The organism is Enterobacter cloacae complex sp. SYL003 (assembly GCF_049236925.1).
Taxonomy (GTDB): Bacteria; Pseudomonadota; Gammaproteobacteria; order Enterobacterales; family Enterobacteriaceae; genus Enterobacter; species Enterobacter intestinihominis.
Genome location: NZ_JBMKJK010000004.1, coordinates 136,067 through 158,409 on the forward strand (window position 1 = coordinate 136,067; position 22,343 = coordinate 158,409).

17 protein-coding genes and 2 pseudogenes are annotated in these 22,343 nt (G+C 58.0%); 7 read left to right on the top strand and 12 right to left on the bottom strand.

Going from position 1 to position 22,343, the window contains the following annotated elements:
- Nucleotide 1: 1 nt before the first annotated feature.
- The 7 genes from paaG to paaA are packed head-to-tail and all read right to left on the bottom strand — an operon-like array spanning nt 2 to nt 5,125.
- The gene (gene paaG / locus ACOT1A_RS06875) at nt 2-790 is read right to left on the bottom strand and encodes a 2-(1,2-epoxy-1,2-dihydrophenyl)acetyl-CoA isomerase PaaG (protein WP_108367520.1); all 789 of its coding nucleotides are present in this window, start codon (nt 788-790) and stop codon (nt 2-4) included.
- Nucleotides 790-1,557: a 2,3-dehydroadipyl-CoA hydratase PaaF gene (gene paaF, locus ACOT1A_RS06880; protein ID WP_199008595.1), complete on the bottom strand. Its 768-nt coding sequence runs from the start codon at nt 1,555-1,557 to the stop codon at nt 790-792. The genes paaG and paaF overlap by 1 nt, the downstream gene beginning before the upstream one ends.
- Complete coding sequence (paaE, locus tag ACOT1A_RS06885) at nt 1,554-2,624, bottom strand: 1,2-phenylacetyl-CoA epoxidase subunit PaaE (protein WP_063149991.1); 1,071 nt, start codon at nt 2,622-2,624, stop codon at nt 1,554-1,556. Before paaE ends, paaF begins: the two co-directional genes overlap by 4 nt.
- A 7-nt stretch (nt 2,625-2,631) precedes the next feature.
- A complete protein-coding gene (gene paaD / locus ACOT1A_RS06890) occupies nt 2,632-3,129 on the bottom strand; it encodes a 1,2-phenylacetyl-CoA epoxidase subunit PaaD (RefSeq protein WP_032624316.1) in 498 nt (165 codons plus the stop codon).
- An 11-nt stretch (nt 3,130-3,140) separates the two neighbouring features.
- Entirely contained in the window at nt 3,141-3,887 is a 747-nt protein-coding gene (paaC, locus tag ACOT1A_RS06895; RefSeq protein WP_045309009.1) for a 1,2-phenylacetyl-CoA epoxidase subunit PaaC, read from the bottom strand.
- Between the two features lie 8 nt (nt 3,888-3,895).
- Nucleotides 3,896-4,183: a 1,2-phenylacetyl-CoA epoxidase subunit PaaB gene (gene paaB / locus ACOT1A_RS06900; protein WP_003857353.1), complete on the bottom strand. Its 288-nt coding sequence runs from the start codon at nt 4,181-4,183 to the stop codon at nt 3,896-3,898.
- 12 nt (nt 4,184-4,195) lie between these two features.
- Nucleotides 4,196-5,125, bottom strand: coding sequence for a 1,2-phenylacetyl-CoA epoxidase subunit PaaA (gene paaA, locus ACOT1A_RS06905; protein WP_155018868.1), 930 nt, complete (start codon nt 5,123-5,125; stop codon nt 4,196-4,198).
- Between the two features lie 285 nt (nt 5,126-5,410).
- Between paaA and paaZ the strand changes: the two genes are divergently transcribed.
- From paaZ to ACOT1A_RS06925, 4 genes and pseudogenes are all read left to right on the top strand, one after another.
- A complete protein-coding gene (gene paaZ, locus ACOT1A_RS06910; RefSeq protein ID WP_276170338.1) occupies nt 5,411-7,450 on the top strand; it encodes a phenylacetic acid degradation bifunctional protein PaaZ in 2,040 nt (679 codons plus the stop codon).
- 195 nt (nt 7,451-7,645) lie between these two features.
- A pseudogene (tynA, locus tag ACOT1A_RS06915) lies at nt 7,646-9,920 on the top strand (primary-amine oxidase).
- A 166-nt stretch (nt 9,921-10,086) separates the two neighbouring features.
- Nucleotides 10,087-12,060 (top strand): alkyl/aryl-sulfatase, encoded by a 1,974-nt coding sequence (locus tag ACOT1A_RS06920; RefSeq protein ID WP_022648014.1) that lies wholly within the window; start codon nt 10,087-10,089, stop codon nt 12,058-12,060.
- Between the two features lie 52 nt (nt 12,061-12,112).
- Nucleotides 12,113-13,219 carry a GGDEF domain-containing protein gene (locus ACOT1A_RS06925; RefSeq protein ID WP_276170337.1) on the top strand — a complete coding sequence of 369 codons (1,107 nt, stop codon included), beginning with the start codon at nt 12,113-12,115 and terminating at the stop codon, nt 13,217-13,219.
- Nucleotides 13,220-13,542: 323 nt separating this feature from the next.
- Here ACOT1A_RS06925 and ACOT1A_RS06930 read toward each other — a convergent pair.
- Nucleotides 13,543-13,617, bottom strand: a pseudogene (locus ACOT1A_RS06930) (hypothetical protein); the annotation flags it as partial.
- A gap of 152 nt (nt 13,618-13,769) precedes the next feature.
- Nucleotides 13,770-15,269: an aldehyde dehydrogenase family protein gene (locus ACOT1A_RS06935; protein WP_022648012.1), complete on the bottom strand. Its 1,500-nt coding sequence runs from the start codon at nt 15,267-15,269 to the stop codon at nt 13,770-13,772.
- A 241-nt stretch (nt 15,270-15,510) separates the two neighbouring features.
- On the opposite strand from ACOT1A_RS06935, the gene feaR reads away from it, so the two are divergent.
- Nucleotides 15,511-16,419 carry a transcriptional regulator FeaR gene (feaR, locus tag ACOT1A_RS06940; RefSeq protein WP_023300024.1) on the top strand — a complete coding sequence of 303 codons (909 nt, stop codon included), beginning with the start codon at nt 15,511-15,513 and terminating at the stop codon, nt 16,417-16,419.
- Here feaR and ACOT1A_RS06945 read toward each other — a convergent pair whose 3' ends face one another.
- The 3 genes from ACOT1A_RS06945 to ACOT1A_RS06955 are packed head-to-tail and all read right to left on the bottom strand — an operon-like array spanning nt 16,420 to nt 19,572.
- Complete coding sequence (locus tag ACOT1A_RS06945; protein ID WP_022648010.1) at nt 16,420-16,737, bottom strand: YdbL family protein; 318 nt, start codon at nt 16,735-16,737, stop codon at nt 16,420-16,422.
- Nucleotides 16,738-16,744: 7 nt separating this feature from the next.
- Nucleotides 16,745-16,936, bottom strand: coding sequence for a YnbE family lipoprotein (locus ACOT1A_RS06950; protein ID WP_003857369.1), 192 nt, complete (start codon nt 16,934-16,936; stop codon nt 16,745-16,747).
- Nucleotides 16,933-19,572 carry a YdbH family protein gene (locus ACOT1A_RS06955; protein ID WP_276170336.1) on the bottom strand — a complete coding sequence of 880 codons (2,640 nt, stop codon included), beginning with the start codon at nt 19,570-19,572 and terminating at the stop codon, nt 16,933-16,935. Before ACOT1A_RS06955 ends, ACOT1A_RS06950 begins: the two co-directional genes overlap by 4 nt.
- Before the next feature lie 210 nt (nt 19,573-19,782).
- Here ACOT1A_RS06955 and ACOT1A_RS06960 point away from each other — a divergent pair, with 210 nt between their 5' ends.
- Both ACOT1A_RS06960 and ACOT1A_RS06965 read left to right on the top strand, forming a co-directional pair.
- Nucleotides 19,783-20,772 carry a 2-hydroxyacid dehydrogenase gene (locus ACOT1A_RS06960; protein ID WP_003857375.1) on the top strand — a complete coding sequence of 330 codons (990 nt, stop codon included), beginning with the start codon at nt 19,783-19,785 and terminating at the stop codon, nt 20,770-20,772.
- Between the two features lie 659 nt (nt 20,773-21,431).
- Nucleotides 21,432-22,268 carry an alpha/beta fold hydrolase gene (locus ACOT1A_RS06965; RefSeq protein WP_022648007.1) on the top strand — a complete coding sequence of 279 codons (837 nt, stop codon included), beginning with the start codon at nt 21,432-21,434 and terminating at the stop codon, nt 22,266-22,268.
- Nucleotides 22,269-22,343 lie beyond the last annotated feature (75 nt).

A 22,343-nucleotide genomic window follows, 5' to 3' on the forward strand; every position in this document is an offset into this window, starting at 1 on the left:
CTTATTTCCCCGTAAAGTTCGGCGCGCGTTTTGCCAGGAACGCGCTGACGCCTTCCCGGTAGTCGTCGCTGCGTCCGGCCAGACGTTGATAGTCGCGCTCCAGATCAAGCTGGGCGTCGAGGGTGTTGGTTTCGGCGGCGTTGATTGCCTGCTTGATCAAGCCCAGGCCATAGGTCGGCTGCGAGGCAAAATGCAGCGCCATCTGCTGTGCGGTGGCGGAGAGCTGCTCGTCGTCCACCACCTGCCAGATCATTCCCCAGGCCTGTGCCTGCTCGGCGCTGAGCTTGTCGCCCAGCAATGCCAGCCCCATGGCGCGGGCGCGTCCGGTCACGCGCGGCAGCAGCCAGGTTCCGCCGCAGTCCGGTACCAGCCCGAGCTTGCTGAAGGCCATCACAAAGCTGGCTGAACGGGCCGCAATCACCATGTCACAGCCGAGGGCCAGCGTGGCACCTGCCCCCGCCGCCACGCCGTTAACCGCGCAAATCACCGGCTTCGGCAGTTTTGCCAGGCGACGCACTAGCGGGTTGTAAAAAGTCTCAACGGACATGCCCAGATCCGGCGCGGGGCCGGTCGGGTCCACGTTACGGTCGTTGAGATCCTGCCCGGCGCAGAAACCGCGTCCTGCCCCGGTGATCAGCAGGCAGCGGATGGCGTCATCGCGCTCGGCCTGCTTCAGGCATTCGGAAAGCTGCTGGTGCATGACGTCGTTAAAGCTGTTCAGGCGCTCCGGGCGGTTCAGCGTAATGGTCATTACGCCCTGCTCAACATGGCTCAGAATAAATTCCACAATTAGCGTCCTTTAAAGTCTGGGGTGCGTTTTTGTAAAAAGGCGTTGATACCTTCCCGGCGATCGTCTGTGGCCGCGAGCAGCGCAAACAGCTGACGCTCCTGCGCCAGCCCGGCCTGAAGCGGCACTTCCTGCGACTGGCGAAGCGCCTGCTTCGCCGCCTGTAACGCCAGCGGCGAGTGGCGCGCCATCAGCGCCGCCTGCTTCAGGGCGTACTCCAGCGTCAGCGAGGCCGGGTAAACGTCACTGACCAGCCCGGCGCTGTGCGCCTGAACCGCCGTGATGCTTTCGCCCGTCAGCACCATTTTGCTGGCCAGCGATTTGCCCACGCTACGGATTAGCCGCTGTGTGCCGCCTGCGCCCGGCATGATCCCGAGGGTGATTTCCGGCAGGCCAAAGCGGGCGTTATCACCGGCAATCACCACGTCGCAGAGCAGCGCCAGCTCACAGCCTGCCCCCAGCGCGTAGCCGTTCACGGCGGCAATCAGCGGTTTGGTGAAGGCGTTTATCCGCGCCCACAGCTGCGGGCGGATATCGTTCAGTGTGGCGGGCAGGTCTTTCTCCGCCATTTCGTTGAGATCGGCCCCGGCGGCAAAGCAGCGTTCGTTGCCGTAAATCACACAGACGGCGATCTCCGCATCCGCGGCGGCGGCTTCAAGCTGCTCCGCGATTTGCGTGAGCAGCGCATTGTTGAGCGCGTTGCGCGCCGCCGGACGGTTAAGCGTCAGCTGCAACACGCGGCCATGACGGGTGACAATCAGTTCGCTCATGCCATCCCCTTCGCATCAAAATCGACGATAACGTCAGCGGTTAACGGCAGCGCCTGACAGCTCAGCACATAGCCTGCGGCCAGCTCGTCCGGCTCCAGGCTGTAGTTGGTCGCCATGTCCACCTCCCCGCGAAGCACTTTGCATTTGCAGGTGGCGCACACGCCGCCCTTGCAGGCGTAAGGCAGATCTGCCCCCTGACGCAGGGCCGCGTCAAGAATGCTCTCGTCGTCCGCCGTCAGGGTGATCTCCCTGTCGCGCCCGTCCTGACGGACGGTGACCTTCTGCCCGTCGGCCTGCACGCTGACTGTCCGTTTAACGGGGGTTCCCGGCGTGTTAAAGCGTTCAAGATGGATCGCTTTTTCCGGCATACCCAGCGCTTTCAGCGCCGCCTCAGCCTCGTCCATCATCGCCGACGGGCCGCAGATGAAGGCTTCATCGTACTGGCGGAAATTCACCAGCGTTTTTGCCAGCGCCTGGAGCTTTTCCCCGTCAATACGGCCATGGAGCAGATCGCTGTCGAGCGTCTCCTGGCTGAAGATGGAGATCAGCTGCAAACGCTGCGGGTATTTATCTTTCAGGTCCGCCAGCGCCCGGCGGAACATCATGCTCTGGCTGCTGCGGTTACCGTAAATCAGGGTGAAGTGGCTGTGGGCTTCAGTGGCCAGCGTAGCGGACATAATCGCCAGCATCGGGGTGATCCCGGACCCGGCGGCAATCGCCAGATAGTGACCTTCGCGTTCGGCCTGCGGCTGGTAGCCAAAATGCCCCTGGGGAACCATCACCTCCAGCGCCATGCCCGGTTTGATTTCGTCCCGGGCATAGCGGGAAAAACGTCCGCCCTCGATGGCTTTGACCGCCACGCTGATCTCACCGCACGCGGTGCTCCGGCAGATGGAGTAGCAGCGGCGCAGTTCATCCCCGCCAGGACTGGCTTTCAGGGTCAAATGCTGACCGGGACGGAAGCGGTACGCCTCCTGTAACGCCTGCGGCACCGCGAAGGTAATGGTCACCGCGTCGCGGGTTTCAGGTTCCACTTTTGCCACTGTTAATGAATGAAACGTTGTCATGGCAGCCTCAAATACATTTGAAATAGTCGAAGGGCTCACGGCAGGTGTTGCAGCGGTAGAGCGCTTTGCAGGCCGTGGAACCAAATTCACTGATGAGCGAGGTATCGGTGCTCGCACAGCGCGGGCAGCTCACCTCCGCGGGAACGTGGGCATGGCAGCTATGGCCGACAGGCGGGCTGATGCCATATTCCCGCAGGCGCCTGCGGGCATCGTCGGTCATCCAGTCGGTGGTCCAGGCGGGCTCCAGTTGCAGCAGAATATGTACCGGGGAAAAGCCGTTCCCGGTCAGAGTTTCGCGGATCGCCCCCAGCAGATGCTCCGTTGCCGGACAGCCCGAATAGGTTGGCGTGAAGCCTATAACCCAGCCTTCCCCCTGCGCCTTCACGCTGCGCACCATGCCTAAGTCGGTGATGGTCAGCACCGGCACTTCCGGGTCGGGGATCTGGCTTAACAGCGCCCAAATCTGCGGGATTTGGGCAGGCGCAATGTCGACGAGGCGTTGCATAGCGTTCTCCTTTACCACTGCTGGTCGGGGTAAACGCGCTGGAGATACTGCATCTCAGCCAGCATCGGTCCGAGGTGTTCAGTATGTAGCCCCTTCTTGCCGCCCGTGCGATACGCCACTTCCTCGGGCACGCGGAGGGTAGCTTCCGCCAGCCCGGCAAACACTTCGCGCTCCCACGGTTCCCGCAGGGCGCGCGGATCAACCGCCACGTCGGTGTCAACCAGCGCCAGCTCGACGTCGTCGGCGTCGAACAATTCAGCCGTAAAGCGCCACAGGCTATCCACCGCCTGCTGCATTTTCTGTGAGGAGGTTTCTGTCCCGTCCCCCAGCCGCACCAGCCAGCCGCGGCTAAAACGCAGGTGATAGCGCGCCTCTTTAATGGCTTTTGCCGCGATGGCGGCAAGCTGACTGTCGCTGCTGTGGATCAACCGTTCGTACAGCGCTACGTTCCACGCATCCATCAGATACTGACGGGCAATGGTGTCGGCGAAGCTGCCGTTTGGCTGTTCCACCAGCAGCAGATTGCGGAACTGACGCTCATCGCGGCCATAGGCCAGGGTGTCTTCATCACCCTTACCCTCCCGTTCAGCGGCGTAGGTCAGGAAATTGCGCGCCTGCCCGAGCAGATCAAGGCCGATATTGGCGAGCGCCAGGTCAATTTCCAGCTCCGGCGCATGGCCGCACCAGGCGCCCAGACGCTGTGAGAGCACCAGACCGTTGTCACCCAGACGCAGGGCATAAGCAGATACGTTGTTCATCCCCAACCTCACATATGCTCAATGCCATCAGGGATGGTGTAAAACGTCGGATGGCGGTAGACCTTGCTTTCCGCCGGATCGAAAAACTCCCCGCTCTCTTCCGGCTGGGAAGCGACGATTTCACTCGCCTTCACCACCCAGATAGAGCAGCCTTCGCTGCGGCGGGTATAGGCATCGCGCGCGTTTTCCAGCGCCATGCGGTCGTCGGCAGCGTGAAGGCTGCCCACATGGCGGTGCGACAGCCCCTGCTTCGAACGGACAAAAACTTCGTATAACGGCCAGTAAACATTGCTCATGGTTGATTCCTCTTATGCGGCCAGGCGGGCGCGTTGTTTTTCCGCGTGGGCAAGAGCGGCTTCACGCACCCATGCGCCGTCGTCCCAGGCTTTACGTTTTGCGGCCAGACGTTCGTGGTTGCATATCCCGCGCCCGTTGATCACCTCGTCAAATTCGTGCCAGTCGATTTCGCCGAAGCGGTAGTGGCCGCTCTCTTCATCGAAACGCAGGTCGGGATCCGGCACGGTCATGCCAAGCATCTCCACCTGAGGCACCGTGTTGTCCACGAAGCGCTGGCGAAGCTCATCGTTGCCAAAGCGTTTGATCTTCCAGGCGAGACTGCGGGCGCTGTTTGGGGAGTTGTCGTCGTTGGGTCCGAACATCATCAGCGCGGGCCACCAGAAACGGTTGATGGCGTCCTGCAACATCTGCCGCTGGGCTTCGCTGCCCTGCGCCAGCGCCATACAGGCCTCAAAACCCTGACGCTGGTGGAAGCTCTCTTCTTTACAGATTTTCACCATCGCCCGGGCGTACGGGCCGTAAGACGTACGGCACAGCGCCACCTGGTTCACAATGGCCGCCCCGTCCACCAGCCAGCCAATGACGCCGATATCGGCCCAGCTCAGGGTCGGATAGTTGAAGATGGAGGAGTATTTCATCTTGCCGTCGAGCATCTTTTGATAGATGTCCTCCCGGGCGCAGCCCAGCGTTTCCGCCGCGCTGTAGAGGTACAGGCCGTGTCCGGCTTCGTCCTGAACCTTCGCCAGCAGAATGGCTTTCCGGCGCAGCGTCGGCGCGCGGGTGATCCAGTTTCCTTCCGGCAGCATGCCGACAATCTCAGAGTGGGCGTGCTGTCCAATCTGGCGGATCAGCGTCTTGCGATAGGCATCCGGCATCCAGTCCTGCGGCTCGATGGCCGTCTCCTGTGCGATGCGTTGCTCAAAGCGTTGTTCTTGCGTCACATAACCACCTTTGTGATTCGTTAAATCACCACAAACAGCAAAATGGTGAATCATTTGGTTTCTTAAAAGTTACACAAAGGTTAAATATAACCCCAAGAAGTGTTTGATTATTTTGTGACGACGCTCGCAAGCCTTTTCATTAAAGGCCGATGACACAAGGCTTTCGGGTGGTCAGGCTAAGCAATAGAGATCACAACGTTAACAATTCATTAAAACTCAGCTTGATTTTTATGATTCGCGATCAAACTATTTATAGTGAAATCACGAAACACCTGGAGAGAAGAAATGCAGCAGTTAGCCAGCTTCTTGTCCGGCACCTGGCAATCAGGCCGGGGCCGCGAGCGCACCATCACCCACGCCATCAGTGGGGAAACGCTATTTGAAGTCACCAGCGAAGGGCTGGATATGGCGGCCGCGCGCCGTTACGCCATTGAACAAGGCGGAGAAGCGCTCCGCGCAATGAGCTTTATCGAGCGCGCCGCCATGCTGAAGGCGGTGGCCAAACATCTGCTGAGCCAGAAGGATCGGTTTTATGCCCTGTCAGCCCAGACCGGCGCGACGAAGACCGACAGCTGGGTGGATATTGAAGGCGGTATCGGCACCCTCTTCACCTACGCAAGCCTCGGCAGCCGTGAGCTGCCGGACGATACCCTGTGGCCGGAGGATGAGCTGATCCCGCTGTCGAAGGAAGGCGGCTTTGCGGCACGTCACGTGTTAACGTCGAAATCCGGCGTGGCGGTGCATATCAACGCGTTCAACTTCCCGTGCTGGGGGATGCTGGAAAAGCTCGCGCCCACCTGGCTTGCCGGGATGCCCGCCATCATCAAGCCCGCCACCGCCACCGCGCAGGTGACTCAGGCAATGGTGAAAGCGATCGTCGAGAGCGGACTGGTGCCGGACGGCGTCATCAGCCTGATCTGTGGTGGCGCGGGCGATCTGCTGAACCAGCTCGACAGCCAGGACGTGGTGACGTTTACCGGGTCGGCCAGCACCGGGCAGAGCCTGCGCGTACACCCGAATATCGTCGCGCATTCCATTCCGTTTACCATGGAAGCGGATTCACTTAACTGCTGCGTGCTGGGTGAGGACGTGACGCCGGAGCAGCCGGAGTTTGCGCTGTTTATCCGCGAAGTGGTGCGCGAGATGACCGCCAAAGCCGGGCAAAAATGTACCGCCATCCGCCGCATCATCGTGCCGGAAGCGCAGGTTGACGCCGTCAGCCAGGCGCTGATTGCGCGGCTGGAGAAAGTGGTCGTCGGCGATCCGGCCCAGGAAGGGGTGAAGATGGGGGCCCTCGTCAACAGTGAGCAACGTGCTGACGTGCAAGAAAAAGTCGATCATCTGCTTGCCGCGGGCTGCCAGATCCGTCTGGGTGGTAAAGCCGATATGCAGGCGGCTGGCGCATTCTTCCCGCCCACCCTGCTGTTCTGCCCGCAGCCGGACGAAACTCCGGCCGTTCACGCCACCGAAGCCTTTGGCCCCGTCGCCACCCTGATGCCGTACCGCAACAGTGAACACGCCATGCAGCTGGCGCGGGCGGGCGGCGGCAGCCTGGCGGGAACGCTGGTCACGGCAGATTCAAACGTGGCGCGGCAATTTATTGCCGGTGCCGCGCGCGCCCACGGACGCATTCAGATCCTCAACCAGGAATCCTCGAAAGAATCCACCGGCCACGGTTCACCGCTGCCGCAGCTGGTGCACGGCGGCCCGGGACGTGCGGGCGGCGGCGAGGAGCTGGGCGGCCTGCGTGCGGTTAAGCACTATCTCCAGCGCACGGCCATTCAGGGCAGCCCGTCCATGCTCGCCGCCATCGGCAAACAGTGGGTCCGTGGCGCGGAGGTGCTGGAAGATCGCGTTCATCCTTTCCGTAAATACTTCGAGGAGTTACAGCCGGGCGACAGCCTGCTGACCCCGCGTCGTACCCTGACGGAAGCGGATATCGTGAATTTTGCCTGCCTGAGTGGGGATCATTTCTATGCCCATATGGACAAAATTGGCGCGGCGGAGTCGATTTTTGGCGAGCGCGTGGTACACGGTTATTTCCTGATTTCCGCCGCGGCGGGGCTGTTTGTCGATGCCGGGGTTGGGCCGGTCATTGCCAACTACGGCATGGAAAACCTGCGCTTTATCGAGCCGGTCAAGCCGGGCGATACCATTCAGGTGCGCCTGACCTGTAAACGTAAAACGCTGAAGAAACAGCGCACTGCCGAGGAAAAACCGACGGGCGTGGTGGAATGGGCGGTGGAGATCTTCAACCAGCATCAGCAGGCCGTGGCGCTTTACTCCATTCTGACGCTGGTGGCGCGCCAGCAGGGTGACTTCTGACGCACCTCTTTCATGCCGGGTGTCGCTCCGCTTACCCGGCCTACAACTACCTGACCGGGGTGTGATATCCCCCGGTCTTTTTTTAACCTGGCAAGACTGACAAACAACCTGGCAGATGCAGGCAAACGCTTTTCGCGCGCGCCTGTCAGGATAAGGCTGACACAACACAATAAACACAACAAGATGAGGTCTGCGATGGGAAGCAATTCTTCTTTTTCTGCCCGTAGAACGGCACTGGCCATGGCCGTTGCGCTCTGTTGCGCCTGGCAATCCCCTGTTTACGCTCACGGCAGCGAGGCGCATATGGTCCCGATGGACAAAACGCTTCAGGCGTTTGGCGCGGACGTGCAGTGGGATGATTACGCCCAGATGTTCACCATCGCTAAAGACGGTGCCTTTGTGAAGGTCAAACCCGGTGCCAACACCGCCATCGTTAACGGCAAACCGCTGACGCTCCAGGTGCCCGTGGTGATGAAGAACAATAAGGCCTATATCCCGGAGACTTTTATCAACGATGTCTTTCAGTCCGGTCTTGATCAGACATTCCAGGTTGAAAAAAGCCCCCATCCGTTAAACGCGCTGACGGCTGATGAAATCAACCAGGCCGTAGCAATCGTGAAAGCCTCTGCGGATTTTAAACCCAATACCCGCTTTACCCAGATTGCGCTGGCGGAGCCAGAAAAAGCCAAAGTCTGGGACTTCGTGCTTAACGGCACGGCGGTGGATGCGCCCCGCCAGGCCAATATCATTATGCTTGACGGCAAACGCATCATCGAAAGCCGGGTGGATCTGAAGGACAAAAAGATCCTCCGCTGGGAGCCGATCAAAGACGCGCACGGCATGGTGCTGCTGGATGACTTCAATACCGTGCAGCAGATCATCAATGAAAGCCCGGAGTTTGCCGCCGTGCTGAAAAAGCGCGGCATTACCGATCCGAAGAAAGTGATCACCACCCCGCTTACCGTCGGCTTTTTTGACGGCAAGGATGGGCTGAAACAGGAAGACCGCCTGCTGAAAGTGATCAGCTATCTCGACGTGGGCGACGGTAACTACTGGGCGCACCCGATCGAAAACCTGGTTGCGGTGGTGGATCTTGAGCAGAAGAAAATCCAGAAGATTGAGGAAGGCCCGGTCGTGCCGGTGCCGCTCACCCCGCGTCCTTATGATGGCCGTGACCGCGTTGAAACGGTGAAAAAACCGCTGGAGATTATCGAGCCGGAAGGCAAGAACTACACCATTACCGGGGATATGGTGCACTGGCAGAACTGGGATTTTCATCTGAGCCTGGACTCGCGCGTCGGCCCGATGATCTCCACCGTGACCTATAACGACAACGGCAAAAAGCGACAGGTGATGTATCAGGGATCGCTCGGGGGCATGATTGTGCCGTACGGCGACCCGGATATCGGCTGGTACTTTAAGGCCTACCTGGACTCCGGCGACTACGGCATGGGTACCCTGACCTCCCCGCTGGTGCGCGGCAAGGATGTTCCGTCTAACGCCGTGATGCTCAACGAAACCATCCCGGACTATACCGGTGCGCCAATGGAGATCCCCCGGGCGATCGCCATTTTCGAGCGTTACGCCGGGCCGGAGTATAAGCATCAGGAGTTAGGTAAACCCAACGTCAGCACCGAGCGCCGCGAGCTGGTGGTGCGCTGGGTCAGCACCGTGGGTAACTACGATTATATCTTCGACTGGGTATTCCACGAAAACGGCACCATCGGCATTGATGCAGGGGCCACGGGCATTGAAGCGGTGAAAGGCGTGCAGACCGAAAACCATGCATGATGCCACCGCGAAGGATGACACCCGATACGGTACGCTGATCGACCATAATATTGTCGGCACCACCCACCAGCACATCTACAACTTCCGTCTGGATATGGACGTGGACGGCATCAACAACAAGCTGGTGGCCATGGATCCGGACGTCAAACCGAACACCGCTGGCGGACCGCGCACCAGCACCATGCAGGTTAATCAGTATGATATTGATACCGAACAGCAGGCGGCGCAGAAGTTTGATCCGGGCACCATCCGTCTGTTGAGCAACACCAGCAAAGAGAACCGCATGGGCAACCCGGTCTCGTATCAGATCATCCCTTACGCGGGGGGCACACACCCGGTGGCGACGGGCGCGAAGTTTGCCCCGGACGAGTGGATTTATCACCGCCTGAGCTTTATGGATAAACAGCTGTGGGTGACGCGTTACCATCCCGACGAGATGTACCCGGAGGGAAAATACCCGAACCGTTCCACGCATGATACGGGCCTCGGCCAGTACAGCAAAGATAACGAGTCGCTGAACGACCAGGATAACGTCATCTGGATGACCACCGGCACCACCCATGTCGCCCGAGCCGAGGAGTGGCCGATAATGCCGACGGAATGGGTGCACACGTTACTCAAGCCGTGGAACTTCTTTGACGAGACGCCAACGCTCGGCAAGAAAAAAGAGCAGAAATAACACGTTGACCGGGCACGATGCCCGGTTTTTCATTCGCTTTCTTGCTGAATACCACTCCCCGATTATAGTTAATGTTACTTCGCTTAATGCTTTTGCAACATCTGAAACATTTTGTAGATATCGAAGTATCCATGAACAACGCTATACATAACCGAGAGGTTTTAGGATGAAAGTCAATGAGATAGTAAGAAGCCTTGCGCTGGCCGGTTTTTTCATTTCCGCCAGTTCAGCCTGGGCCGCAGAAGCCCCTAAGGATGCAACCGCAGCAACTCAGCAGGCCAACAACGCACTCTTCAACCAGCTTCCTTTCTCCGATAACACCGATTTTACCAATGCCCACAAAGGGTTTATCGCCCCGCTACCTCAGGAAATTATCAAAGGGGAGCAAGGCAACACCGTCTGGGATCCACAGCAGTACGCCTTCATCAAGGAAGGCGATAAAGCGCCCGATTCGGTTAACCCGAGCTTATGGCGTCAGTCCCAGCTGATTAACATCAGCGGCCTGTTTGAAGTCACCGAGGGCGTGTACCAGATCCGTAACCTCGACCTGTCAAACATGACCATTATTGAAGGTAAAGAAGGTATTACCGTGGTCGACCCGCTGGTGTCGGCGGAGACGGCCAAAGTCGGGATGGATCTTTACTATAAAAATCGCGGCAAGAAACCTGTCGTCGCTGTTATTTACACCCACAGCCACGTTGACCACTATGGCGGCGTGCGCGGCGTGGTGGACGAAGCCGACGTGAAGTCCGGCAAGGTTAAAGTCTACGCGCCAGCCGGATTTATGGAGGCCGCCGTCGCGGAAAATATCATGGCGGGTAACGTCATGAGCCGCCGCGCCAGCTATATGTACGGCAACCTGCTGAAGCCGGATGCGAAAGGCCAGGTGGGTGCGGGTCTCGGCACCACCACCTCCGCCGGGACGGTGACCCTTATTGCCCCGACCAATATCATCGAGAAAGATGGTCAGAAAGAGGTGATCGATGGCCTGACCTATGATTTTATGCTCGCGCCGGGCTCCGAAGCGCCTTCTGAGATGCTCTGGTATATCGAAGAGAAAAAGCTGATCGAATCTGCGGAAGATGTTACCCATACCCTGCACAACACCTACTCCCTGCGCGGTGCGAAAATTCGTGAACCGCTGCCATGGTCGAAATACATCAACCAGGCAATTGTACGCTGGGGTGATAAGGCCGAAGTTATCATGGCGCAGCACCACTGGCCGACCTGGGGCAACGAGAATGTGGTTAACCTGCTGAAAAGCCAGCGCGACCTCTACCGCTACATCAACGACCAGACCCTGCGCATGGCGAATGAAGGGCTGACGCGTGACGAGATCGCCGCCAACTTCAAGCTGCCGAACTCCCTGGCCAATACCTGGGCCAACCGAGGCTATTACGGTTCAGTCAGTCATGACGTCAAAGCCACCTACGTGCTCTATTTAGGCTGGTTTGACGGCAACCCCGCAACCCTGGATGAACTGCCGCCTGAAGAAGCCGCGAAGAAATTTGTGGAGTATATGGGAGGCGCGGATGCCATCCTGAGTAAAGCTAAAACCGATTTTGACCAGGGCAACTATCGCTGGGTGGCTCAGGTGGTCAGCAAAGTGGTGTTCGCCGATCCAAACAACCAGGCCGCACGTAACCTTGAAGCGGATGCCCTGGAGCAGTTGGGTTATCAGGCTGAATCCGGCCCATGGCGTAACTTCTACCTGACCGGCGCGCAGGAGTTGCGTAACGGCGTGGTGAAAGGTCCGACCCCGAATACCGCCAGCCCGGATACCGTGCGCGCAATGACGCCAGAAATGTTCTTTGACTATCTGGCGGTGCATATCAACGGTGAAAAAGCAGCGGATGCAAAATCGGTGTTTAACATCGACCTCGGCAGCGACGGCGGCAAATACAAGCTGGAGCTGGAAAATGGCGTGCTGAACCACACGGCGAACGCCGAAGCGAAGGATGCTGACGCGACCGTGACCCTCAACCGCGATACGCTGAATAAAATCATCCTGAAAGAAGTGACGCTTAAACAGGCTCAGGATAATGGCGATATCAAAGTGACGGGCGATGCCGCAAAACTCGATGCCATGCTCGGTTACATGGATAAATTTGAATTCTGGTTTAACATTGTGACCCCGTAAAGGCATGCACTCGCGGGCGGTCTTTCCGCCCGCCACAGGGACATTCTCTCTCATGGAAAAAAGACACAACGCCACTCCGGAGCCCGCGACCTGGCCGACCCGTAACGCCATGGTTGTCCACGGGCTGGCCATGAACCTGCCGTGGCTCGCCTTCGTCAACGCGAGCTTTGCGCTAATGATCCTGCTGCGCAATTCCCTGTTCGGCCAAATTGATACCCTCTTACACGTCAGCCCACCTCTCACACAGATGATTGACGCTTCCATGCTGGGGGTAGTCATCCTTTCCGTGGCGCTGGTAATAATGGCCTGGCGCCACATCCGCGGCGTCAGCGCCGTGCTGTTAATGTGTAGCCTGCTATGGTCGATAAGTTGTTACTGGTTTATCAACGTGATACAGCTTCCTCATCCCTGGCCGATATTCGTTACCCTGCTGATGGCCGGTATGACCGCGCTCTATTTTCATCCGGTGGGGCTGGTGTGCTTTATCGCGCCGCTGTGGATCACCATGCCCGTTGCCAGCCTGCTGCTGAATCAGGAGATGAACCTTCGCTTTGCCGGGCTGTGGGTGGTGTTCACGTTCATTCTCGTTTGCGGACGCTACATCCTCTTAAGCTGGTTTGAAGAGGCCTGGCGTCGCAACCAGCAGAATCAGCGTTTAATTTCGCGGCTGGATGCGCTGGCCCATCAGGATCCGCTGACGAAAACGGCCAACCGCCGGGCGATGGAGCTGGTGCTGGAAAACGCGGTGGACCAAGGCAAACGCTTCGCGGTCCTGATGCTGGATGTCGACTACTTCAAACTGTATAACGACACCTATGGTCACCAGGCAGGAGACGCATGTCTCGCGCGGGTCGCGGAGGTGCTGAACTCCTCGGTGCGCACGCCAGAGGATGTGGTTTCGCGCTACGGTGGTGAGGAGTTCGTCGTGATCCTCTTTGACTGTGAAGAAAGCGTTGCTGAGAAAGTCGCCGCGCGGATCCAGGCTGGCCTGCGCACCGCAGCCATTGCGCACAGCGCGTCGAAGGTGAGTGAATGTGTGACGGTGAGTATGGGCATTGCAGGCTATACCCCAGGACTGGCCGGCCCGGAAATCATCGCCCGCGCCGATGCGGCGTTGTATCGGGCGAAGGAGTCCGGGCGGGATAGGTGGTCGCTGTAAGTTACGCCGGGTGGCGCTGCGCTTACCCGGCCTACAAAACCAACCTTTTCCTTGCTCCCGTAGGCCGGGTAAGGCGTAGCCGCCACCCGGCGTTTTTTTAATACCGCACACACACCGACTTAGTTTCGCACCAGCCGTCCAGCCAGTCGGGGCGGAAATCATTGCCCGCGCCGATGCGGCGCTGTACAGGGCGAAGGAGGCCGGGCGGAATCGGTGGTCGCTGTAAGTTACGCCGGGTGGCGCTGCGCTTACCCGGCCTACAAAACCAACCTTTTCCTCGATCCCGTAGGCCGGGTAAGGCGTAGCCGCCACCCGGCGTTTTTTTAATACCGCACACACACCGACTTGGTTTCACACCAGCCGTCCAGCCAGTCGGGGCGGAAATCATCGCCCGCGCCGATGCGGCGCTGTACAGGGCGAAGGAGGCCGGGCGGAATCGGTGGTCGCTGTAAGTTACGCCGGGTGGCGCTGCGCTTACCCTGCCTACAAAACCAACCTTTTTCCTCGATCCCATAGGCCGGGTAAGGCGTAGCCGCCACCCGGCGTTTTTTTAATACCGCACACACACCGACTTGGTTTCACACCAGCCATCCAGCCAGTCGGGGCCGAAATCGCGCCCGGTGCCAGACTGCTTCATGCCGCCGAACGGCAGGTTGGCATCTATCAGCGTGTGGCTGTTCACCCACACGGTTCCGGCCTGTAGCCTGTCGGTGTACTCCAGCGCTTTACTGATGTTCTGCGTCCAGACGCTGGCCGTTAAGCCGTATTCAGTGTCGTTCGCCAGCTGAAGCGCCTCTTCCCCGTCAGCTACACGGACCAGATTCACCACCGGCCCGAAGACCTCTTCACGCGTCAGTCGCAGATGATTATCCGGGTTGACCACCAGCGTTGGCGAAACGTAATAGCCTTTGCCGTCTGGCCCCCGGTTCCCGGCGATCAGCTCCGCATTGTGCGCCTTCGCCTCATCCAGAAACGCCTGGACCTTATCGCAGTGGGCGCGCGACACCAGCGGGTTGATAAACGCATCCGGCGACATGCCCGGCCCGACGCTCAGGGATTTCACGGCCTGTTCAAAGCCGCTGACCAGCGTGTCGAACAGCGGAGCTTCAATATATATACGTGAACTGGCCGCGCAGACCTGCCCCTGATTCAGGAAGCTGCCGGTCATCAGCCCTTCAATCACCCACGCCGGATCGGCATCTTTCAGCACGATGGCCGGGTTTTTGCCGCCCAGTTCCAGCGTCACGCCCGTTAGCGTATCCGCCGCCGCGCGGGCAATCTGCTTGCCCGTCGCCGTCGATCCGGTAAAGCTCACTTTGGCAATGCGCGGGTGCGAGGTCAGTGCCGCGCCACAGACGGCGCCACTGCCGGTCACCACGTTGAATACGCCATCCGGGATCCCCGCCTCGCTCGCCAGTTCCGCCACCCGTAACAGGGTGAGCGGCGTGGTTTCCGAGGGTTTGATCACGATGGAGCAACCTGCCGCCAGCGCGGGCATCACTTTCCACATGCCAATCATCAGCGGGAAGTTCCATGGCACAATCCCCGCCACGACCCCAACCGGCTCTTTACGCGTCCACGCCTGATAACGCGCGCCCTGCGGCAGTGGAATCGAGAGATCGAGGGTTTTACCGGCAATTTTGGTGGTCAGCCCTGCCGTGTAGCGCATCCAGTTCAGGGTGCAGCCCACCTCGAAGGCGCGGGAAATGTTAATCGATTTCCCCTGCTCCAGGGTTTCGAGCTGTGCCAGCTCTTCGCCATGCTGTTCCACCAGATCCGCAAACCGCAGCAGGATGCGTTCCCGCTCTGCCGGAAGCCGCCCGGCCCAGCTTCGGGCGACAAAGGCGCGCCAGCCAGACATCACCGCACGATCGACATCATCAACGCTGGCATCGGCGGTGGAGGCAATGACCTCTCCGGTCGCCGGGTTGTAGACGTTCAGACGCTTTTCGCTATCGGATGCCGCCTGACGCCCTTCGATCCACAGGCCGTGCTGGCGATCTAAAAACTGCTGCACGCCAGGCAGGACGGCGACGTGTGATTCGGACATAGGATACTCCTTCGTTATGCTTCGCAGGGTGTGTATGCAGTCTAAGAGGGGATTCGCATTCCTGCTTTTGTCTGTGTGACATTCGCTTTGCCAGCTGTGACAGGCTCCGCAAATCGTGATAATTCCCGCTTATATCGCTGTAACCGTTGAGTGTTCTTTCCTATAGTCAGCCTCGTAGCCCTGACAAAATGCAACATAAATGCAACAATGCGAAAACAGTGACGGTTCAGCGAGAAAATCAATGGCATGTGCAAGCGAACAGGACAATTTTCAGCAGTGGCTGGCGCAAATTAACCAGGTTTGTGGGCGCTTTGCGGCACGTCCGTTAGAGGGGGCGTTTCTCGGCGAACTGGAAACCAGCTATACCCAAAGTCTGAAGCTGAGCACGGTGACCGCCGCAGGCGTTAACCTGTTTCGCACCCGTCAGGAGATCAAAAACGGCAACGACGCCTGGTTCTACACCGTGTTTCAGCTGGAAGGCAGCGCCGGAATCGAACAGGACGACCAGCGCGCGCTGCTGAAAGCCGGGGATATCACGCTGATTGACGCCTCCCGCCCGTGCTCCATTTACTGGCAGGAGCGTTCCCGCCAGATTTCGCTGCTGCTCCCGCGACAAATCATTGAGCAACACGCGCGTTTTCAGGAAGTGAGGTGCGCGCTGCCCCTCTCCCGCAGTCTGCCTACCGTACAGCTGAGCTACCGACTGTTACAGGAGAGCATGGGCAATGCCGATCTCAGCGCCAGTGAAAGCGAAGCGGCGCTGGAGGCGATGGTGTGTCTGCTGCGTCCGGCCTTCCAGCAGCATGACGAGGTGCTGCCGCGCAAGGAGCGTCAGTTCCGCCACGTTCTGTCCCTGATTGACGATCATATTCAGTCGGAGGCGTTAAGACCGGAGTGGATAGCCTCAGAGAGCGGCATGTCCGTGCGTAGCTTGTACCGCATGTTTGCCGGGAAAGGGCTGGTGGTGGCGCAGTATATTAAGAACCGTCGCCTCGATTTATGCGCTCAGGCGCTGCGTTCCATCGGCGATGACGAAAAGCTGGCGGGCATTGGCTACAGCTGGGGCTTTACCGACCATAGCCATTTTTCCACCGCCTTTAAGCAGCGTTTCGGGGTTTCGCCGGGCGAATACCGTAAGCGTTACCGCTAGTTACTTTTTCAGCCATTTGCCGTTAATCCCCTTCACGTACTCACCCGGCTGCGCGCGGGCCACCAGCTTTTGCCCCGCCATTTTCGCCACCTCGTCGACGGGCAAATTATTGCTGTCAGCAAGCTGCTGGTAACTTTCCGTGCGTGCGGCGTTGATACGGTTCACCAGCGCCAGGGTTTCAGCGTCGTGCTGAACGGGCGCAAGATAGCCGCTCAGGGTTTCCCCTACGCGCCCCTGGGTGCGCGCATCGTTGAGCGTAAGCGTGGCGGCGTGAACGTTCATCCCCAGCGCCAGTAACATCAGAGCTAATCGTTTCATGGCATCCTCAGAACAGATCGCTGCGGGATTTCAGCAGGGCTTCGACGTCTTTATCCACCTTGATATGGATTTCATGCTCGATTTTCACGTTCATGTTGATGGTGATCGGCTCTTTGGGCGCCGCCACTTCAATGCGCGGCGTGCAGCCTGACAGCAGCGCGACGACGGCCACGGTGAGTACACCAGCCCTCTTTTTCATTGTTGTTCCTCACTTTCCTTGCCTGTCGAACCGCGGAGAAGGGGTATCGCCGCATGTTGCTCAAACCATGTTTGCAGATTGTCCCCAAAGCGCAGGCTGCGCCAGAGGGTAAAAATGTTCTCTTCATGGGTGTAATTCAGGTTAACGAAACTGCTTTTGCCCTCGACGCGGCTGGTGCCTTTAATGGCCGCCTGCATGGTTAACACACCCAGATTATCCACATTGAGTTTTGTCCACGACTGCGAAATTTCCATATAGCGGAGCCAGTTGATCGCCGCCCCGGCAACCACGTTGTCTTTCACAATGGCATCCGCCGTGTCCTGGTCGATGCGCAGCGTCATCGGCCCCGGGTTGGTCAGCCAGCCATCTTTAATGATCCATTTCTCATTGTCCAGCCAGAACGGCAGCGCGCCGCTCACCGGGCCGGACATGGCAAACTGCTTCGGATTTACCGCGCTTATCAGTTCGCTGGAGGAAATATTATCCACGCGCAGTAAAGCCGGATCGTGCTGCGGCATTCTCAACTGCTGCATGGTGATTTTCCCGCCGAGCGCTTCCACCTTCACGTTGGTGAGCAGGAGCGGGTTCGCTTCGGTCCAGGGATAATCGCCCTGAAGATCCGCGGTGAGATTTCGGGCTGTGACCAGGTTTTTCACCTCGTCGATTCGTAACGTTACCGGTCCGCGCGTGCCCAGTGACCAGGTGCCCTGGCTTAAGCGGAACGGCAGAACAAAATCAACGCCGTTGATTTCGTTATCCGGCATCCACGCGCTGCCCGCTTTCAGCACGCCGTGCCCCCCGGCCTCAAACCCCTGGTCGGGGGCCGCCGAGAAAGCCACCTGCGCGTACATTTCGCCGCCGCGCAGGGTCATTTTCCAGTCTGGCGGGATCAGCGGCTGGAACACTGTAAGAGACTGTTTTGGCCACCAGGCCTGACCGCGGAGGCGTTCGCCGTCCCAGCGTCCATTCACCTGGACCGGGCCGATGTCGTCCGCATGAAGGTTCCCTTTAAACTGGAACACCGTCGGGTCTGTCCCGTCAACGCTGAAGGTCAAAACGGACGGCGGCAGCACGCTTCCGCCTGAAAAGCGCGTTTGGCCGGCATTGAGCGCGAGCGCACCGCTAAAGGTGGGGTTATCCGGGTCCCGCGACCAGCGCACCGGGTGATCCAGCACCAGGCGCGGTTTGCTGACCAGCATCGTGCCGTACTGCAATTTGTCGAACCCCGTGGAAAGATCGGTCAGTTCGATAACGTTGTCGCGCCACTCCCCGGTTCCCCGGACATCCCAGCGCGCGTTCATCGGCGTGAAGTTCCCTTTACCCCAGTAGCGCCACTGCCACAAACCGTTGTCCGGTAAAAAGTCGTTAGCCTGGCCGTCCAGATGCAGCTCAAAATTGCCCATCTCGTTTTCATGCGCCCGCAGAATGGCTTGCAGGCGGCCGTCCACGCCCTTTTGCGTGAGCTTCACGCCCGCCAGCGGCCAGCGGATCTCATCGATATCCAGCGAGTCAATGATGCGTCCGCGCGAGCGCAATAGTGCGCCGGGTTCAAACGTAAGCTGCGGATCGTAAAGGCTGCCGGTCAGCTTCGCCGGGAGTCTGGCATACAGGATCAGATCGTTTTGCTTGGCTTCCCCGCTCAGGTGCAGCGGCATAGCGCTGTTTTCCATACTGAGCGAGCCGGGACCGATATTCAGCACCGCGTTGCCCTTACCCGCGTCCCCCTGGGTCAGCACGTTGAGCCGCCCCGTGAAGGTGGCTTTCTCCAGCCCCTGCTGCCAGTTATCCACCTTCAGGCCGATGCGACCGCTCATCGGCATACCGGAGGCTGACCAGTTCCAGCGCCCGTCGCTGATGGTCAACTGCTGAGCGGTGATCTGCCACGGTAAATCGAGCAGCGGATCGGGGTTGTCCCGCGCCATAACCACCAGCTGGCCCTGATTATCCTCCCAGTCCAGATCGGCATCGACCAGCGAGGATAACTGTGGCACGTTAAAGGTCGCGACCGTATGCCCTTTCACCGGTACGCCGTCCGGCACCAGCGGCAGGGTAAATTCACCGACCAGCTTCACGGGCTGCGACTGGTCCGGCAGCTGCACATCGAACTGGCTGATGGAGAGCGTCTGGCCGCGCAACCGCCCCTTAATGCTCACCTGCTCGCCTTTATAGGTGATGTCCTGGCGGGCTGGCGTCAGTGAGGCATGCAGCTCACCCTCCCACTGCTGCCAGGGAGAAAGGGTAAAACGGTGGATGGTCAGCCAGGTGTTGGGCAGGATGGCCTGCCACTGCGCCAGCGTTTTCGGCGCCACCGTAGACGGCGCCGATTGCGGTAATTTGCTCAGGCAGACAGAGTTAAGTTCAAGTGCGCCAATATCCAGATCCCAGCGGCTGGGGTGTGACAGGGTCACGTTTTCCACGCGGGCAATTTCGCACTCTTCTACCAGATAACGGAGATCGGGGATGATCAGGGCGTGGCGCGTGAGCCGAGGGCTTTTTTCAAATGCGATGCGTGTTCCAACGGGAAGCCAGATCCCGGCGAGCGTGGGCACCCACTGGGCGAGCGTCATCAGCAGCGTCAGCGGCACAAGAAATAGCAGCAGTAATAGCGCGATTGCGGCTTTGTATTTACCCTTCATGGGCAGTTAATATCCTGATTTTGCGAAATAAATAAGCCGTTCTTGCCGCTCATTGTCGCATGTTTAGCCAGTCAGTTGAAGGTAATGCCATTTTTAAGAGTAGATGCTCTACAATAATTCATAGAACTTATTGATTTCAATGAATTTTGAAAAATTGTAAGATAATTTTAAACATGCTAACGTGGTTCCAAAATCACTGGAGAAAGTCTTATGAAACTCGCGGTATATAGCACAAAGCAGTACGACAAAAAGTATCTGCAACATGTTAACGAGACGTACGGTTTCGATCTTGAATTTTTCGACTTTCTGCTGACTGAAAAGACGGCTAAAACCGCCCACGGCTGCGAAGGCGTGTGTATCTTCGTTAACGATGACGGTAGCCGACCGGTACTGGAAGAGTTGAAAAAACAGGGCGTGAAATACATTGCCCTGCGCTGCGCGGGCTTTAACAACGTCGATCTCGATGCCGCCAAAGAGCTGGGTCTGAAGGTTGTTCGCGTTCCGGCCTATTCTCCGGAAGCCGTGGCAGAACATGCCGTCGGGATGATGATGTCGCTCAACCGTCGTATTCACCGTGCCTATCAGCGTACCCGTGATGCCAACTTCTCTCTGGAAGGGCTGACCGGCTTTACCATGTACGGTAAAACCGCAGGCGTGATCGGTACCGGCAAAATTGGTGTGGCCGCCCTACGCATCCTGAAAGGATTTGGCATGCGCCTGCTGGCGTTTGATCCGTATCCAAGCGCCGCTGCGCTGGAGCTGGGCGTGGAGTATGTCGATCTGAAAACGCTCTTCTCGCAGTCTGATGTTATCTCCCTGCACTGTCCGTTGACCCCGGAAAACTATCACCTGCTTAACCAGTCGGCGTTCGACCAGATGAAAGACGGCGTGATGATCATCAATACCAGCCGCGGCGGACTGATCGACTCTCAGGCCGCTATCGAAGCGTTGAAAACGCAAAAAATCGGCGCGTTGGGTATGGACGTGTATGAGAACGAACGCGATCTGTTCTTTGAGGATAAATCTAACGACGTGATTCAGGACGACGTGTTCCGTCGCCTGTCGGCCTGCCACAATGTGTTGTTCACCGGCCACCAGGCGTTTCTGACCGCCGAAGCGCTGATCAGTATTTCGGAAACCACGCTGGGGAATTTACAGCAGCTTGATAAGGGCGAAGCGTGCCCTAACGCGATCGTTTAAGACCGTCAGGCCGGGTGGCGGTAACCTCTGCCCGGCCAATAATAAGCCCATCAGAAAAATAAGCACAGGTTAACTATTACGATGGGTAACTTTCATCGTAAATATAACAATCAAGGATATGACTGTTCCGGTGTGACCATATCAGAATGAGGCTCTGCTGAAGGCTGCGTGATTTGCTGCACTATCGTAACCAGTTGTTCAAAAACAGCTCTCATTTGCGTCGGGTAGGTTAAAGACAACCAGGTTGCCAGCACTGCTCCAGCCAAAAAGCCCAACTTCATACACCATCCCTAATAAATTTAGCGAGATACAAGCTTTAACGTATGTGTGGTGCCAGGTGCCTCCCGGTGAGTCGTTGGTCAGCCACCTTGACCCGCTACTGATTGCCTAAGCTACACGTGCTGTTTAGCCCCTCCGCACAGGGGGATTCACCACGCGAGAAAAATAACACAGTGCCCCGGCTGGTTTAGGGGATATTTCGTTTAAAAATAAATAATGACCATACAAAATTAATCTATAACTGTTTTCAGGAACCCTTCTACACTTTAAGCGGATATATCAGTAATAAGATTAATATAAGTCAGTTTTATTACGTCCCTAAATGCTGGGCTATTTACTTAGCCTTCACACATGTTGCCATTAGCAGAGGAGTCTGAAATATGGCATTCGTAACAACGAAAGATGGTGTCAGTATTTATTACAAAGACTGGGGTCCGAAGGATGCGCAGCCGATCGTTTTCCATCACGGCTGGCCGCTGAGCGCCGATGACTGGGATAACCAGATGCTCTTTTTCCTTGCAGAAGGCTTCCGCGTCATCGCCCTCGACCGTCGTGGTCATGGTCGTTCCGACCAGGTAAGTGAAGGTCATGATATGGATCATTATGCCTCCGACGCATCAGCCGTGGTCGAAAGCCTTGATTTGCGTAATGCCGTGCACGTCGGCCACTCCACCGGCGGAGGCCAGGTCGCCAGATACGTTGCGAAGTACGGCCAGCCTCAGGGGCGAGTGGCCAAAGCGGTACTGGTCAGCGCCGTTCCTCCGCTGATGGTAAAATCAGACACGAACCCCGGCGGTACGCCCATTGAGGTGTTCGACGGCTTCCGCCAGGCGCTGGCCGCTAACCGCGCCCAGTTTTACCTCGACGTCGCCAGCGGTCCTTTCTATGGATTTAACCGAGACGGAGCAGAGGTTTCGCAGGGAACAATCCAGAACTGGTGGCGTCAGGGTATGATCGGTAGCGCCAAAGCCCACTATGATGGCATTAAGGCATTTTCAGAAACCGACCAGACGGACGATCTCAAAGCCATCACGGTTCCCGTCCTGGTGTTGCAGGGTGATGACGATCAGGTCGTCCCGTATAAAAATGCCTCCCTTCTTCAGGATAAGCTGCTCGCAAACAGCGAGCTAAAAATCTATCCAGGCTTCCCGCATGGGATGCATACCACGCATGCAGATACCATAAATGCCGATATCCTGACGTTTATTCGCTCATAAAGACGTTGATTATCCATAAAACAACCGGGCACCACGCCCGGTTCTCTTTTGCGGCAAGAATTGAGCGACCATTTC

Bases quoted from the DNA above. Each gene is read 5' to 3' on its own strand.
- paaF (WP_199008595.1), bottom strand. From the start codon at position 1,557: ATGAGCGAACTGATTGTCACCCGTCATGGCCGCGTGTTGCAGCTGACG.
- paaE (WP_063149991.1), bottom strand. From the start codon at position 2,624: ATGACAACGTTTCATTCATTAACAGTGGCAAAAGTGGAACCTGAAACC.
- paaD (WP_032624316.1), bottom strand. From the start codon at position 3,129: ATGCAACGCCTCGTCGACATTGCGCCTGCCCAAATCCCGCAGATTTGG.
- paaC (WP_045309009.1), bottom strand. From the start codon at position 3,887: ATGAACAACGTATCTGCTTATGCCCTGCGTCTGGGTGACAACGGTCTG.
- paaB (WP_003857353.1), bottom strand. From the start codon at position 4,183: ATGAGCAATGTTTACTGGCCGTTATACGAAGTTTTTGTCCGTTCGAAG.
- paaZ (WP_276170338.1), top strand. From the start codon at position 5,411: ATGCAGCAGTTAGCCAGCTTCTTGTCCGGCACCTGGCAATCAGGCCGG.
- ACOT1A_RS06920 (WP_022648014.1), top strand. From the start codon at position 10,087: ATGAAAGTCAATGAGATAGTAAGAAGCCTTGCGCTGGCCGGTTTTTTC.
- ACOT1A_RS06925 (WP_276170337.1), top strand. From the start codon at position 12,113: ATGGAAAAAAGACACAACGCCACTCCGGAGCCCGCGACCTGGCCGACC.
- ACOT1A_RS06935 (WP_022648012.1), bottom strand. From the start codon at position 15,269: ATGTCCGAATCACACGTCGCCGTCCTGCCTGGCGTGCAGCAGTTTTTA.
- feaR (WP_023300024.1), top strand. From the start codon at position 15,511: ATGGCATGTGCAAGCGAACAGGACAATTTTCAGCAGTGGCTGGCGCAA.
- ACOT1A_RS06945 (WP_022648010.1), bottom strand. From the start codon at position 16,737: ATGAAACGATTAGCTCTGATGTTACTGGCGCTGGGGATGAACGTTCAC.
- ACOT1A_RS06950 (WP_003857369.1), bottom strand. From the start codon at position 16,936: ATGAAAAAGAGGGCTGGTGTACTCACCGTGGCCGTCGTCGCGCTGCTG.
- ACOT1A_RS06955 (WP_276170336.1), bottom strand. From the start codon at position 19,572: ATGAAGGGTAAATACAAAGCCGCAATCGCGCTATTACTGCTGCTATTT.
- ACOT1A_RS06960 (WP_003857375.1), top strand. From the start codon at position 19,783: ATGAAACTCGCGGTATATAGCACAAAGCAGTACGACAAAAAGTATCTG.
- ACOT1A_RS06965 (WP_022648007.1), top strand. From the start codon at position 21,432: ATGGCATTCGTAACAACGAAAGATGGTGTCAGTATTTATTACAAAGAC.